Annotated in this window: 11 protein-coding genes; 3 read left to right on the plus strand and 8 right to left on the minus strand. The window is 54.2% G+C overall.

What is annotated here, in order from left to right:
* Positions 1–21: 21 nt before the first annotated feature.
* Positions 22–1743, minus strand: a complete 1722-nt coding sequence (gene poxB, locus PO881_RS06580) for a ubiquinone-dependent pyruvate dehydrogenase (protein ID WP_192234431.1) — start codon at positions 1741–1743, stop codon at positions 22–24.
* A 103-nt stretch (positions 1744–1846) separates the two neighbouring features.
* Positions 1847–2743 (minus strand): lysine exporter LysO family protein, encoded by an 897-nt coding sequence (locus PO881_RS06585; protein WP_280172634.1) that lies wholly within the window; start codon positions 2741–2743, stop codon positions 1847–1849.
* Positions 2744–2880: 137 nt separating this feature from the next.
* Between PO881_RS06585 and PO881_RS06590 the strand changes: the two genes are divergently transcribed.
* A complete protein-coding gene (locus PO881_RS06590; protein ID WP_280172882.1) occupies positions 2881–4521 on the plus strand; it encodes an ATP-dependent endonuclease in 1641 nt (546 codons plus the stop codon).
* 92 nt (positions 4522–4613) lie between these two features.
* On the opposite strand, the gene cspD is transcribed toward PO881_RS06590, so the two are convergent.
* Positions 4614–4841, minus strand: coding sequence for a cold shock-like protein CspD (gene cspD / locus PO881_RS06595; protein ID WP_007887624.1), 228 nt, complete (start codon positions 4839–4841; stop codon positions 4614–4616).
* Positions 4842–5164: 323 nt separating this feature from the next.
* Between cspD and clpS the strand changes: the two genes are divergently transcribed.
* On the plus strand, positions 5165–5485 hold the full coding sequence (gene clpS, locus PO881_RS06600) for an ATP-dependent Clp protease adapter ClpS (RefSeq protein WP_007887621.1): 321 nt from the start codon (positions 5165–5167) through the stop codon (positions 5483–5485).
* 55 nt (positions 5486–5540) lie between these two features.
* Positions 5541–7820: an ATP-dependent Clp protease ATP-binding subunit ClpA gene (clpA, locus tag PO881_RS06605; RefSeq protein ID WP_064740732.1), complete on the plus strand. Its 2280-nt coding sequence runs from the start codon at positions 5541–5543 to the stop codon at positions 7818–7820.
* A gap of 90 nt (positions 7821–7910) precedes the next feature.
* On the opposite strand, the gene infA is transcribed toward clpA, so the two are convergent.
* The 5 genes from infA to trxB form a co-directional block, all read right to left on the minus strand.
* Positions 7911–8129, minus strand: a complete 219-nt coding sequence (gene infA, locus PO881_RS06610) for a translation initiation factor IF-1 (protein ID WP_002211347.1) — start codon at positions 8127–8129, stop codon at positions 7911–7913.
* Between the two features lie 346 nt (positions 8130–8475).
* Positions 8476–9168: a leucyl/phenylalanyl-tRNA--protein transferase gene (gene aat, locus PO881_RS06615; protein WP_110865834.1), complete on the minus strand. Its 693-nt coding sequence runs from the start codon at positions 9166–9168 to the stop codon at positions 8476–8478.
* A 33-nt stretch (positions 9169–9201) separates the two neighbouring features.
* Positions 9202–10932 carry a cysteine/glutathione ABC transporter ATP-binding protein/permease CydC gene (gene cydC, locus PO881_RS06620; RefSeq protein ID WP_280172635.1) on the minus strand — a complete coding sequence of 577 codons (1731 nt, stop codon included), beginning with the start codon at positions 10930–10932 and terminating at the stop codon, positions 9202–9204.
* Positions 10932–12701 (minus strand): cysteine/glutathione ABC transporter permease/ATP-binding protein CydD, encoded by a 1770-nt coding sequence (cydD, locus tag PO881_RS06625; protein WP_217547090.1) that lies wholly within the window; start codon positions 12699–12701, stop codon positions 10932–10934. Before cydD ends, cydC begins: the two co-directional genes overlap by 1 nt.
* Positions 12702–12846: 145 nt before the next feature.
* Positions 12847–13812, minus strand: coding sequence for a thioredoxin-disulfide reductase (gene trxB, locus PO881_RS06630; RefSeq protein WP_061717155.1), 966 nt, complete (start codon positions 13810–13812; stop codon positions 12847–12849).
* Positions 13813–14230 lie beyond the last annotated feature (418 nt).

Here is a 14230-nt window from a genome sequence, read left to right on the forward strand (position 1 = left end):
TCATGTCTGGCCTGAATTGTTTTACCTCAGCCAGTTGGTTTTCGCCAGCTCCACGATCTCATCACCGCGTCCATTCAGAATGGCGCGCATCATGTAGAGGCTGAAACCTTTGGCCTGCTCGGCTTTGATCTGCGGCGGCATCGACAACTCTTCTTTGGCAGTAATCACGTCAAGCAACACCGGGCCATCATGCGCAAAGGCTTCCTGCAGCGCGCCGTTAAGATCGGAGGCTTTCTCGACGCGAATGCCTTTGATGCCGCAGGCGGCGGCGATGGCGGCGAAATCCGGGTTTTCGAGGTCGGTGCCGTCGGTCAGATAGCCACCGGCTTTCATCTCCATCGCCACAAAGCCCAGCACGCTGTTATTGAAGATCACCAGTTTCACCGGCAGCTTGAGCTGCGCCACCGAAATGAAATCGCCCATCAACATGCTAAAACCGCCGTCGCCACACAGCGCCACCACCTGACGCTGCTTGTCCAGCGACTGCGCGCCCAACGCCTGCGGCATGGCGTTGGCCATCGAACCGTGATTGAACGAGCCGATCAAACGACGTTTGCCGTTCATCTTCAGATAGCGCGCTGCCCACACGGTTGGCGTGCCGACGTCGCAGGTAAAGATGGCGTCGTCATCGGCGTATTCGCTGATTTGCTGGGCCAGATATTGCGGGTGAATCGCCAGCTTATCGTTAGCGGTGGCCAGTTCGTCCAGCCCTTTGCGCGCATCGACATAATGCTCCAGCGCTTTGTCCAAATGCTGACGATCGGTTTTGCTGGTGAGCTGCGGCTGCAGCGCATGCAAGGTGGTTTTGATGTCACCCACCAGCGCCATATCCACATGGCTGTGTGAGCCAAGGCTGCCCGGATTGATGTCGATCTGAATGATTTTGGCATCGGCCGGATAGAAGGCGCGGTAGGGGAATTGCGTCCCCAGCAGCACTAAGGTATCGGCATTCATCATGGCGTGGAAACCAGAGGAGAAGCCAATCAATCCGGTCATGCCGACATCGTAAGGGTTATCATATTCGATGTGCTCTTTACCGCGCATCGCGTGCACAATCGGCGCTTTTAGCGTTTCTGCCAGCTTCACCACTTCGTCATGCGCGCCAGCGCAACCGCTGCCACACAGCAGGGTGATATTTTTCGCTGCATTCAACGTTTCAGCTAAGGCGGCCACTTCACGGGCGGTTGGCACCACGTGCGGCAACTGCGGCGGATACCATTCGCTGCGTGCGCTTTCCGGGGCCGGCTGCAATGCCACGTCGCCGGGGATCACAATCACTGATACGCCACGATTGAGAATCGCTTTACGCATCGCAATGCCTAGCACCTGCGGCAGCTGCTCCGGATTGGAAACCAGCTCGCAATAGTGGCTGCATTCGCGGAATAATTCTTGTGGGTGGGTTTCCTGAAAATAGCCGCTACCAATTTCGCTGGAAGGAATGTGGGCGGCGATGGCCAAAACCGGAACGTGATTGCGGTGGCAATCAAACAAGCCGTTGATGAGATGCAGGTTGCCCGGTCCACAGGAACCGGCGCATACCGCCAATTCACCGCTGATTTGTGCTTCAGCGCCGGCCGCGAAGGCTGCCACTTCTTCATGGCGCGTCGGCATCCATTCGATGGTGCCCATGCGATTCAGGCTGTCGCTCAGCCCGTTGAGAGAGTCACCGGTGACGCCCCAAATGCGTTTCACGCCGGCGTTTTCCAAAGTTTTTGCCAGCATTGCCGCCACAGTTTGCTTCATCGTTATGCTCCTTTCTGGTGTTGAGCCATCCATGCCGATGGCGAAAACGTGTCAGTCAGAAAGCGTAGACGATGAAGCTGGCGTGCAGGCGTGAAAAAATGCGTTATGCCGAGAACAGGGCGATAAGGATTGGCGCCAGCAAACTCATAATAAAACCGTGCACAATCGCAGCGGGCACGATCTCCATGCCGCCGGTGCGTTGCAGGATTGGCAGCGTGAAATCCATCGAGGTTGCGCCGCTCAAGCCCAGCGTCATGCTGCGTTGACGGGTGATCAGCAGCGGGATCAGCATAATGGTGATCAGCTCACGCAGCAGGTCGTTGAAGAAGGCGGCGCTGCCTATCACCGGGCCGAACGATTCGCTCATCAGAATGCCGGAGAGCGAATACCAGCCGAAACCGCTGGCTAACGCCAGGCCGGTTTTGATCGGCAGATCCAGCAGCAGCGCGGCCATTACGCCGCCCACCAGCGCACTGCACAGCGATACCAGCGCCACCAGCATGCCGCGACGGTTGATGGTGATTTGACGCAGCGTCATGCCGCTGCTGCGCAGCTGAATACCGACCAGCAATAGCATCAGCATCAAGGCGTATTCACTGATGGTCGAGGCGTGACGCAGTGGCGCCCATTGACTCAAACCGAGCAGAAAGCCTGCCAGCACCGAACCGCACAGCTTGAGCGACTCCAGCGCCATATGCAGACGCGACGGCAGCGCTTGTGGCTTGTGCTGATGACGCCACGGCCAGCGTCGCTCCAGCAGCCACAGCGCCAGCAGCGAGCAGGCAAGAATGCTTAGCATGCTCACCAGCGCGATGTGGAAAATGGCCATCAGATTGCTGCTCAGGTTATCGAGGAACGCCAGGCTGGTGCCCATAAAGAACAGAATGATGTAGACCAGCGCGCTCAGCGTGCGGGCAACCGCCTGCAACAGCGTGGTGTGGCGCAGCGGCAACAGATAGCCAAGAATTAGCGGCAAAAGGATGATAATCAATCCGTACATGTGAGGTTTCTATCCATGATTTGCGGGCTGCCACGCTAGCGAAAAACGGTTGAAGTGTAAACCTTTTCCCCTGGCGCTGACTTGACCAACGCAGCGTGGCGGACCATGCTCAGGCAAAGTAGCAGATGGAATGTATGATGATTCTGGAACATATCGATATTCACGGTTTTCGCGGTATTAATCGGCTGTCATTGCCGTTGACCAACACCAATGTATTGATTGGGGAAAATGCCTGGGGTAAATCGAGCCTGCTCGATGCATTGACGCTGTTGCTGGCGCCCGCCGCCGAGCCTTATCAGTTTACCGAACACGACTTTCACTTCCCGCCCGGCGACATTGATGCCCGCATGCGCCAGTTGCAGCTGGTATTTCGTTTTCGTGCCCAGAGCGATGATGAGAATGCGTTGTTTCAGCCTTTCTGGCAGCACGATGAGCATGGCCGCTATATCCGTTTCAGCACGCGTGCTAAACGTCAGGATCAGGGTGTAAAAACCAGCTGGCGTTTCATCGATCAGCATAACGATGTGTTGCCTACAGCAGGCACCGACGCAGCGTTGGCACATCTGCGCGCTTATTATCCGGTATTGCGTTTACGCGATGCGCGTTTTGGCCGTCGTAACCGCCATGCTGATAACGATGCGGAGCGGCGTGCGACGACGCTGACGGCATTGGCGCAGGAAGTGGAAAAGCTGACGCGCGATTTGGTGGTGCGCCCGCAAACGCTGAGTGACGATCTGCTGCGTCAGGGATTGCATACTATGCAGCAGCTGCTGGAACACTATTTTCTGGTGCAGCAGTCAGGCAGCAGCGCGCCGCGCGTGGCACCGGAAGTTCGCGATGGCAGCGAAGGCTGGCGATCGCTGGATAAACTTAATCACCTGATTGCCGGCACCGAATCACGCAGTCGTCAGGTGATTCTGCTGCGCATGTTCTCGCTGTTGATTCAGGCGCACGGCAACGAGCCGCTGCCGGCGGGTGCGCATCCGCTGCTGCTGGTGGAAGATCCGGAGACGCGGCTGCATCCCATTATGCTGTCGGTGGCGTGGAATTTACTGGAACTGATGCCGCTACAGAAAATCGCCACCACCAACTCGGGTGAACTGCTGTCGCAGGTGCCACTGGAAAATATGTGTCGGCTGGTGCGTGAACCCGCGCGGGTGGCGGCATGGCGCATTGGGCCAGAAGGTTTAAGCGCTGAAGAGAGTCGCCGTAACGGTTTCCACATCCGCGTGAATCGTCCGTCGGCGCTGTTTGCCCGCTGCTGGCTGCTGGTGGAAGGCGAGACCGAAGTGTGGATTATCAATGAACTGGCGCGGCAGCGTGGCTATCACTTCGCGGCGGAAGGAGTGAAAGTCATTGAGTTTGCGCAATCGGGCTTGAAACCGCTGCTGAAGTTCGCCCAACGCATGGGCATCGCCTGGCATGTGCTGACCGACGGCGACCAGGCGGGCAGCAAATATGCGGCGACTGCCCGCAGCCAGCTACCGTCGGCGTCACGGGAAAGCGATCATCTCACGCAGTTTCCGGCACCGGATATTGAACATTTTCTCTATAAGCAGGGTTTCAGCGATGTTTATTACCAGACGGCGCACCTGCCGTTAAACGCGCCGATGAACACGCGGCGTATTATTAGTAAAGCCATTCAGCGCAGCTCGAAACCTGAGCTGGCGATTGCCGTCGCGATGGCTGCGGCTGAACGCGGGCCACAGGCGATTCCGCCGTTGCTGGATCAGCTGTTTGCGCGCGTGATGTGGTTGGCTCGCGGCCGGGCGGATTGAGGAAAGGGTGAGATGCGCCAAATAAAAATGCCAGCGTCTGCGGCTGGCATTTTTTTTCGGGAGTGGTCAGAATACGTGAAACAGCATGCGCGTTAAGCGACCGCGGCTTGCGTGGCTTCACAGGGCACGATCAGGCTGGCATGATTGCCTTTTGGTCCTTCATGGACATCAAACTGAACCTGCTGGCCAGCTTTCAGCGTTCTGTATCCCTCCATCTGAATCGTGGAGTAGTGTGCGAAGATATCGTCGCCGCCGCTAATCGGACAGATAAACCCGAAGCCTTTGGCGTTATTGAACCATTTTACTGTACCCGTCTCCATGCTTTTACTTCCCTCGCAAGACATTTTGATAAGTAGGTGAGGTCATCGAAGCTGTGAGTCGAGTTTGTTTAAAACTCAATCAGCTTGTGTTAGTAGAATGTAGAGAAACGGACCTTACCGTCAAGCAAACGGCCCTGGCGGACGGGGATAAATTCATCAAAATTTGAGGCAGTTAACGCTATTGCAAATTTTGTGATACAGGTCGCGCATGTGCTTTTAGGGCCAGTTTTTATCAACTGAAAACCGGCTTGACAGGCATGTTAAACTTTAGGAATGGGCGCAGAGATGTGCACAACCGTAACGCAGAATTTCGACGGAACATTATGGCAAACACAAACGACTGGCTTAATTTTGAACATCTAGCCGAAGATAAAGTACGCGAAGGGTTAAAGCCGCCTTCAATGTATAAAGTCATTCTGAATAATGACGATTATACACCTATGGAATTTGTTATTGACGTTCTGCAAAAGTTCTTTTCTTATGATATTGAACGTGCAACGCAGCTGATGTTGAAAGTTCACTACCATGGAAAAGCAATCTGTGGTGTATTCACTGCAGAAGTGGCGGAGACCAAAGTAGCCCAGGTGAACAATTACGCACGAGATAATGAACATCCGTTGCTGTGTACGCTAGAAAAAGCCTGAAGCCATCTCCATATAGGAGATAGGTTGTCAGAGCGATAATTGGGGGAGGTGCCAAATGCTCAATCAAGAACTGGAACTCAGTTTAAATATGGCTTTCGCCAGAGCGCGCGAGCACCGTCATGAGTTTATGACCGTCGAGCATCTGTTGCTGGCATTGCTCAGTAACCCGTCGGCTAGAGAGGCACTGGAAGCCTGTTCGGTGGATATCGTGGCTCTGCGTCAGGAACTCGAAGCCTTCATCGAACAAACCACGCCGGTGCTGCCTGCCAGTGAAGAGGAGCGCGATACCCAACCTACGCTCAGCTTCCAGCGTGTGCTGCAGCGCGCGGTATTCCACGTCCAGTCCTCCGGTCGCAGCGAAGTCGCAGGCGCGAACGTGCTGGTCGCGATTTTCAGCGAGCAGGAGTCGCAAGCGGCTTATCTGCTGCGCAAACACGAAGTGAGCCGTCTCGATGTGGTGAACTTCATCTCCCATGGTACGCGTAAAGACGAACCCGGCCAGCCGCAGAACAATGCGGAGAATCCGGTTAACGAAGAGCAAGCAGGCGGGGAGGATCGTATGGAAAACTTCACCACCAATCTTAATCAGCTTGCTCGTGTCGGCGGAATCGATCCGCTGATCGGCCGCGATAAAGAGCTGGAACGTACTGTTCAGGTGTTATGCCGTCGTCGTAAGAATAACCCGCTGCTGGTGGGGGAATCGGGCGTGGGTAAAACCGCGATTGCCGAAGGGCTTGCCTGGCGCATTGTGCAGGGCGACGTACCGGAAGTGATGAAAGAGTGCACCATCTATTCACTCGACATCGGTTCGCTGTTGGCGGGTACCAAATACCGTGGTGATTTTGAAAAACGCTTCAAAGCGCTGCTGAAACAGCTGGAGCAGGACAGTAATAGCATCCTGTTTATTGATGAAATTCATACCATTATCGGTGCCGGTGCGGCATCGGGTGGCCAGGTGGATGCGGCGAACCTGATCAAACCGTTGCTCTCCAGCGGCAAAATTCGCGTGATGGGTTCAACGACCTATCAGGAATTCAGCAACATTTTTGAGAAAGATCGTGCGCTGGCGCGTCGTTTCCAGAAGATCGATATCACCGAGCCTTCTGTGGAAGAGACCGTGCAAATTCTTAACGGCTTGAAACCGAAGTACGAAGCGCACCATGACGTGCGTTATACCGCCAAAGCGGTGCGTGCGGCAGTGGAGCTGGCGGTGAAGTACATCAACGATCGTCATCTGCCGGATAAAGCGATTGACGTGATTGACGAAGCCGGTGCGCGTGCGCGTCTGGTGCCCGTCAGCAAGCGTAAGAAAACCGTTAACGTTTCGGATATTGAAACGGTGGTGGCACGTATTGCGCGTATTCCTGAGCAGAGCGTGTCACAAACCGATCGTGATACGCTGAAAAATCTCGGCGATCGTCTGAAGATGCTGGTGTTTGGTCAGGATAATGCGATTGAAGCACTGACTGAAGCGATCAAAATGAGCCGTGCAGGTTTGGGCCAGGATCGTAAACCGGTCGGTTCCTTCCTGTTTGCGGGCCCAACCGGTGTCGGTAAAACAGAGGTTACCGTCCAGCTGGCAAAAGCGCTGGGTATCGAGTTGCTGCGTTTTGATATGTCCGAGTATATGGAACGTCACACCGTCAGCCGTTTGATTGGTGCGCCTCCGGGCTACGTTGGCTTCGATCAGGGCGGTTTGCTGACTGATGCGGTGATCAAACATCCGCACGCTGTGGTGCTGCTGGATGAGATCGAGAAAGCGCATCCGGATGTTTTCAACCTGCTGTTGCAGGTGATGGACAACGGTATGCTGACCGATAACAACGGCCGTAAAGCAGATTTCCGCAATGTGGTGCTGGTGATGACCACCAACGCCGGTGTGCGTGAGACCGAACGTAAGTCGATTGGCCTGATTCATCAGGACAACAGCACAGACGCAATGGAGGAGATCAAAAAGATCTTCACCCCAGAGTTCCGTAACCGTCTCGACAACATTATTTGGTTCCGTCACCTGTCTCAGGAAGTGATTCATCAGGTAGTGGATAAGTTTATCGTCGAGTTGCAGGCTCAGCTGGATGCGAAGGGCGTATCGCTGGAAGTTAGCGATGATGCGCGCGATTGGCTGGCTGATAAAGGCTACGATAAAGCGATGGGTGCGCGTCCGATGGCACGTGCCGTACAGGAAAATCTGAAGAAACCATTGGCGAATGAACTGCTGTTTGGTTCGCTGGTTGATGGTGGATCGGTATCAGTAGCGCTGGATAAAGATAAAAACCAGCTGACTTACCACTTCCTGAGTGCGGAAAAACGTAAAACCGAAGGTACTGTACACTAAGCGTTATGCAGATATGAAAAAGGCCGGATGCGAATCCGGCCTTTTTTTTGCGCTAAGTTTGTGTCATCAGCGCGAGATAGAAATATCTACTTAGCGACTACGGAAGACAATGCGGCCTTTGCTCAGGTCGTACGGGGTCAACTCGACAGTCACTTTGTCGCCCGTCAGGATGCGGATATAGTTTTTGCGCATTTTACCGGAGATATGAGCGGTAACCACGTGCCCGTTTTCAAGCTCTACGCGGAACATGGTGTTCGGTAACGTATCCAGTACGGTACCTTGCATTTCAATATTGTCTTCTTTGGCCATCGAATCCTCTGGGTGTACTACCAAACTGTTGAACCGGCAAGATAATGCCGAATTCCATGATTTATGTAAAGAACCGTTGATGATTTTGCCAACGCTTCGCCGTGCGTCGCGCCGTTGCGCGTGCAGTACGGATAAATTAGGGTGTTTTTTGACGTCTGCGGGGGATTAGCGGGCTAAGAATCTGTAGCAATCGGCATCAGTTGCACAATCAAAACAGCTTCGGGAAATGTGTGAGATTCCCAACCTGGCAATTCCGGCTCGCCACAGCGAAGCGCGGACGACATACCAAACTCGCTTATTGTATCACTTTTGTCGGGAATTGTGTGCAAAACATCGGTGACCGATGTCAAAAAAGGGTTTGTGTGTGCCAGCAACTCTCGGAAACCGGTTGCCACGCCAGCGTTTGCACGTACTGCAGATAATCAACGCGAGGAATTTCCACCGCACCGAGGGAAGCGGTATGCGGATTCAGCACCTGACAATCAATCAGCCGGCCCTGATGCGCCTGAAAATGTTGTGCGAATACCCAGAGCGCGGTTTTCGAGGCATTTTCCTGACGGCTGAACATCGATTCACCGCAAAAAATTTGCCCCAGCGCCAGGCCATACATCCCGCCGACCAGTTGCTGCTCGCACCAGACTTCAATCGAATGTGCATGGCCCAGTTCGTACAACCGCAACCACGCACGTTTCACTTCGAAAGTGATCCATGTCCCTTCCTGACGGCCGCTGGCGCAGCCTTCCAGCACCTGCGGAAACGCATGATTCATGGTGACGCGATACGGTGAGCGCTTATGGAAGCGCGCCATACTGCGGCTGAGATGGAAAGATTCTGGCAGCATGACCGCGCGGGGATCCGGCGACCACCAGAGAATCGGATCGCCAGGAGAAAACCACGGAAAAATGCCTTGCTGATAAGCATTCATTAGGCGGGCAGGGGAGAGATCGCCGCCCATCGCCAATAATCCATTGGGCTCGCGCAGCGCCATTTCCGGTGGTGGGAAATTTAATGAATCTCGTGAAAGCTGTATCAGTCTCATTGCATCAATCACACTCAGGGCTGTTGGCTAAGACTATAGCGTAAAGCGCTGATGGAAACGCCAGTAGCGGCCTGCTTTTGAGATTAATTCGGCGTGCGAACCGGATTCGATAATTTGTCCCTGATCCATAACGCAAATGCGGTCCATGGCGTCTAAACCACTTAAGCGATGCGTCACCATAATCAGCGTCTTGCCGCGGGTGACGTGTTGCAATAACGCCAGAATTTGCTGCTCGGTGTTGGCATCCAAACCTTCGGTGGGTTCATCCAGCAGCCACAAATCGCCATCATGCAGCAGGGCACGCGCTATTGCCAGACGACGCAGTTCGCCGCCGGACAACGGTCGACCGCCGTCGCCCATCCACGCATTCAATCCTTCTTTGTGTTCGGCGAGATGGGCCAGACCCACCTTACTCAACGCGTCTTCCAGTTGCTCATCGCTGGCATCGGGTTTTGCCAATAGCAGATTGTCGCGCAGCGTTTGGCTGAACAGATGCACGCGCTGTGTTACCACGCTAATGCGGCTACGCAATGAAGCTTCATCCCAGGCGGCAAGATCGCTATCGTTGAGGCTAATTGAACCTTGCTGCGCTTCCCAACCGCGGGTAATCAGCGCCAGCAGACTGGATTTGCCGCAGCCGGTTGGACCGAGCAGCGCCAAATGCTCACCTGCATTTAACGATAGGGAAAAATGCTGCAACACCGGTTCGGGGCGCTGCGGATAGCTGAAGCGGATGTTTTCCATTTTCAGGCTGATACCTGATGGGCTAATGATTTTTGCGCTGGGAAAACGGATCGCGGCGGGCTGTTCAATGATTTCCTGTACCCGTTTAGCGGCGCTGGTCACCTGCGACAGCGGCAGAAACGCTCCGGCAACCGGGGCCAGCGCTTCAAACGCCGCCAGTCCGCAGAACACAAACAGCGCGATCAATGCGCCCGGCGAACTGTTTCCACCCACGCCATTCGCGGAAATCCATAGCAACAGCGTAACCGTCGCGCCGCTGATGACCAGCAACAGACTTTGCGCCAGCGCCTGCAGGCAATGTTGTCTGCGTTGCGCCTGTTGCCACTTCTGTTCATCGCTATCAAGTTGGTCGCGCCACTGTTGTGCTGCACCATAAATTTTCAGCTCAGACAGGCCAGTAATCCAGTGCGTCAACTGCATGCGCCAGTTGGCCTGATGCTGGGCGATTTGGTGTCCGGCTGAGGTGCCAAGCCGCCAAAACAGCGGCGGCATGAGCAACAGCGTCAAAAGCATCATACCGCCGAGCAGCAAAGCTAACGGTACATCCAGCAGCGCCAAACCGCAGGTGACCACCACAATTACCACCGCTGCACCGATTAACGGCGAGATCACTCGCAGGTAAAGATGATCGAGTGTATCCACGTCGCTGACAAAACGGTTGAGCAATTCGCCATGACGAAAACGAGCCAGCTGTTCCGGCGATAGGGCGATGACTTTGCTGAAGGTGAATACGCGCAAATGTTGCAGCACGCGGAAGGTGGCATCGTGGCTCACGAGGCGCTCAAAATAACGTGCAGCCGTGCGCGTGATCGCCGCGCCTCGCACGCCGGCAGCGGGCAACATATAGTTGAACGTATAAAGTCCCGCTACGCCCGCCAGCGAAGAGGCGGCAAGGAACCAGCCGGATAAAGTCAGCAATCCGATACTGGCAAGCAAAGTGATAATGGCGAGAATGATGCCAAGTCCCAAACGCCATGGATGACGGCTAAACAGACGCAGGAAAGGCAACAAATTATTCATTATGCGATCTCCTTCTGACGATGCTGCGCCATTTCACGCAAAGGTCCATCTTGTTCAATCAGCTGCTGCCAGGGACCTTGTTGCACCAGTTGCCCGGCCTGCATCACCCACACTTCATCCCAGCTAGGGAGCTCGTTGAGTTGATGCGTGATCATCAGCGTGGTCTGCTGGGTGGCCGCCTGCTGCAGTGCGCGGATAACATGTTGCTCACTTTGGCTATCCAGCCCAGAACCGGGCTCATCAAGCAATAGCAGTTGTGCCGGTTTAAGCAGCGCACGCGCCACGGCAATACGCTGCGCCTGACCGACGGAAAGCCCCACGCCGCCATCGCCTAAAAGAGTATCTAATCCGTTTGGCAGACGATCTAAAAACTCGTCAACGCCCGCGCGCTGCAGAACCGACATGAGCGTCGCGTCATCAATGGGGCTATTAAGCAGCAGGTTTTCGCGTAGCGTTTGCGCGGGTAAATGCGGATTTTGGCCAACCCAGGCAATATATTGTTGCCAGCTATCGCGGTTGATATCACGCAGCTCCTGCCCATTAACCTGCAGTGAACCTTGATAAGGCAGGAAACCCAGCAAGACGTTCATCAGCGCGGTTTTGCCTGCACCGCTTTGTCCTACCAGCGCTACACGTTTACCAGTATCGAGAGTGAAATTGAGCGATTGAGAGAGCGCTTCACCGCCAGCAGTCATGACCACCAAATTCAGAGCCTGAATATGCAGCGGTGTAGTGAGAGAAAGCTCGCGAGAAGCATGCTCTTCGTGTGGATCGGGACTTTCGCGTAGAAACTGGTCCAGCGCATCAGCTCCGCCAATCGCTTGCGCTTTGGCGTGATAAAAGGTGCCTAAGTCGCGCAACGGCTGGAAAAATTCAGGCGCCAGAATAAGTGCCAGGAAACCAGCAAACAGCGTTACGCCGGTGCTGTAATGACCAAAATTCAGTTCGCCGAGATAAGAAAAACCGAAATAGACCGCGACGACAGCAATCGCCAGTGAGGCAAAAAATTCCAGCACGGCAGATGAGAGAAACGCCAGGCGTAATACTTCCATGGTACGTTGCCGAAAATCGGTGGTGCTGGCGGCAATTGCTTCTTGCTCTGCCGCAGCGCGATAGAACAGGCGCAGCGTTTCACGTCCACGCAGACGATCGTAAAAATCACCACTTAGCCGGGCGAGAGCAACAAAGTTGCGGCGATTGGCATCTGCAGCGCCCATGCCAACCATCGCCATAAATAGGGGAATCAGTGGCGCGGTGACCAGCAGAATCAATCCCGCCGCCCAGTTAATTGGAAAAATGGCGATCAATATGGCTAACGGAATAAAGAGTGCCAGCGACATCTGAGGCAGATACCGCGCGTAGTATTCCTGCATCTCTTCGATTTGTTCGAGCAGCAGCGTAGCCCAACTGCCTGCTGGCTTACCTTGAATCCAGGCGGGACCGAGCACATTGAGTCGATCCAGAACCTGCTGACGCAGCGCACGGCGAATGGCAACGCCGGCGCGATGTCCTGCCATTTCGCGGGCGTAATGCAATCCGGCGCGCAAAACAAAGCACAGCAGCAGCAACAGAAAATCGGTGAGCAGTGATGCGCGCGGTTGCTGTGCGACAAGCAGATTTTGCAGCAGCGAAGCCAGTAACCAGGCTTGGGCGATAATGACCAATGCGCCAGCAAAACCCAGCAGCGAAGCCGCACGTAAGTTGCGCGCACCGTGATGACGTTGCTGACGGAGCCAGCGGAGAAGTTCTTGTTGCCGTGATTTGTTCATGCGATGCCGTTTGGTAACTCAAAAGAGATGTAAATCCCGGATGAAAACCCAGCAATATCGGGCGCGTGAACTGTAGCACGCAGGTAACAAAAAAGGCGACCAAAACTGGCCGCCTTTTAGCGATTATGATCAGGTTATTAACAACTTACTTATCGTTTTTAACCAGTCCATCGAGGAAGCGTTCCGCATCCAACGCCGCCATACAGCCGGTACCGGCAGAGGTAATTGCCTGGCGATAAATATGATCCATCACATCGCCGGCAGCGAACACGCCTGGGATGCTGGTTTGCGTGGCGTTGCCGTGCAGACCAGACTGCACTTTGATGTAGCCATTTTCCAAATCCAGCTGACCATCAAAAATTGCGGTATTTGGACTGTGGCCGATGGCGACAAACAAACCAGCGACGTCCAGTGATTCAGCCGCTTCACCTTTGGTAGACAGCAGTTTCAAGCCCGTCACGCCCATTTGATCGCCAACCACTTCATCCAGCGTGCGGTCGGTGTGCAGCACGATGTTGCCATTGCGCACTTTTTCCATCAGACGGTCAATAAGGATTTTCTCAGCGCGGAAACTGTCGCGACGGTGAATCAGATGCACTTCTGCAGCAATGTTAGCCAGATAAAGCGCTTCTTCAACGGCAGTGTTACCGCCACCAATGACGGCAACTTTCTGATTGCGGTAGAAGAAGCCGTCGCAGGTCGCACAAGCAGAGACGCCTTTGCCTTTGAACGCTTCTTCTGATGGCAAGCCGAGATAACGTGCCGATGCGCCAGTGGCGATGATCAACGCATCAGCAGTGTATTCACCGCTGTCGCCGACCAGACGGAACGGACGGTTCTGCAAATCGACGGTATGAATGTGGTCAAAAATGATCTCGGTGTTGAATTTCTCGGCATGCTCCTGCATGCGCTCCATCAACGCTGGACCGGTCAGATCGTTTGCATCGCCTGGCCAGTTCTCCACTTCGGTGGTGGTGGTGAGCTGACCTCCTTTCTCCAGTCCGGTAATTAACACCGGATTCAGGTTAGCGCGCGCTGCATATACCGCAGCAGTATAACCGGCAGGGCCGGAGCCCAGAATGAGCAGCTTACTGTGTTTGGCCGTACTCATGCGTTCCTCAATTTTTTTCTGACAACATAGTTTTTGATTGTAGGGAAATTAACGCCGCAAAAAAAGGCTCCAGCAATTTTGTTAACAATCACTGCGAGCGGCGTAGACGATGAGTGCAAGTTTTGCACGCGCGTTGCGCCAAAAGGGGGCAATGCTCGGCAATTAGTGGTGCAGCAGCATAAAAATTCTCATTTAAAAACAGCAACCCAGAACTCTATCTGGCATCTTGTACTGAATTTGGATGTTTTACTTTGACAATCGCCTGCGCTTTTGCGAAAACATTGGGAGAAGCAGAGAATATTTAGCGATTCAAAACAGAATTTCATTTCTGTTTTGGTCTGTTTAGCCGAATAAACTCAGCCTGACATTGGTAGTGACGCATGATGTGGACAGACAACATGCGTCATACGGATGGACG

Origin of the sequence: Pantoea sp. SS70, from assembly GCF_029866845.1 — a bacterium.
GTDB classification, from domain to species: domain Bacteria; phylum Pseudomonadota; class Gammaproteobacteria; order Enterobacterales; family Enterobacteriaceae; genus Pantoea; species Pantoea leporis.

Coding starts and splice junctions, on each gene's coding strand:
- poxB (WP_192234431.1), bottom strand. CDS start 1,743: ATGAAGCAAACTGTGGCGGCAATGCTGGCAAAAACTTTGGAAAACGCC.
- PO881_RS06585 (WP_280172634.1), bottom strand. CDS start 2,743: ATGTACGGATTGATTATCATCCTTTTGCCGCTAATTCTTGGCTATCTG.
- PO881_RS06590 (WP_280172882.1), top strand. CDS start 2,881: ATGATTCTGGAACATATCGATATTCACGGTTTTCGCGGTATTAATCGG.
- cspD (WP_007887624.1), bottom strand. CDS start 4,841: ATGGAGACGGGTACAGTAAAATGGTTCAATAACGCCAAAGGCTTCGGG.
- clpS (WP_007887621.1), top strand. CDS start 5,165: ATGGCAAACACAAACGACTGGCTTAATTTTGAACATCTAGCCGAAGAT.
- clpA (WP_064740732.1), top strand. CDS start 5,541: ATGCTCAATCAAGAACTGGAACTCAGTTTAAATATGGCTTTCGCCAGA.
- infA (WP_002211347.1), bottom strand. CDS start 8,129: ATGGCCAAAGAAGACAATATTGAAATGCAAGGTACCGTACTGGATACG.
- aat (WP_110865834.1), bottom strand. CDS start 9,168: ATGAGACTGATACAGCTTTCACGAGATTCATTAAATTTCCCACCACCG.
- cydC (WP_280172635.1), bottom strand. CDS start 10,932: ATGAATAATTTGTTGCCTTTCCTGCGTCTGTTTAGCCGTCATCCATGG.
- cydD (WP_217547090.1), bottom strand. CDS start 12,701: ATGAACAAATCACGGCAACAAGAACTTCTCCGCTGGCTCCGTCAGCAA.
- trxB (WP_061717155.1), bottom strand. CDS start 13,812: ATGAGTACGGCCAAACACAGTAAGCTGCTCATTCTGGGCTCCGGCCCT.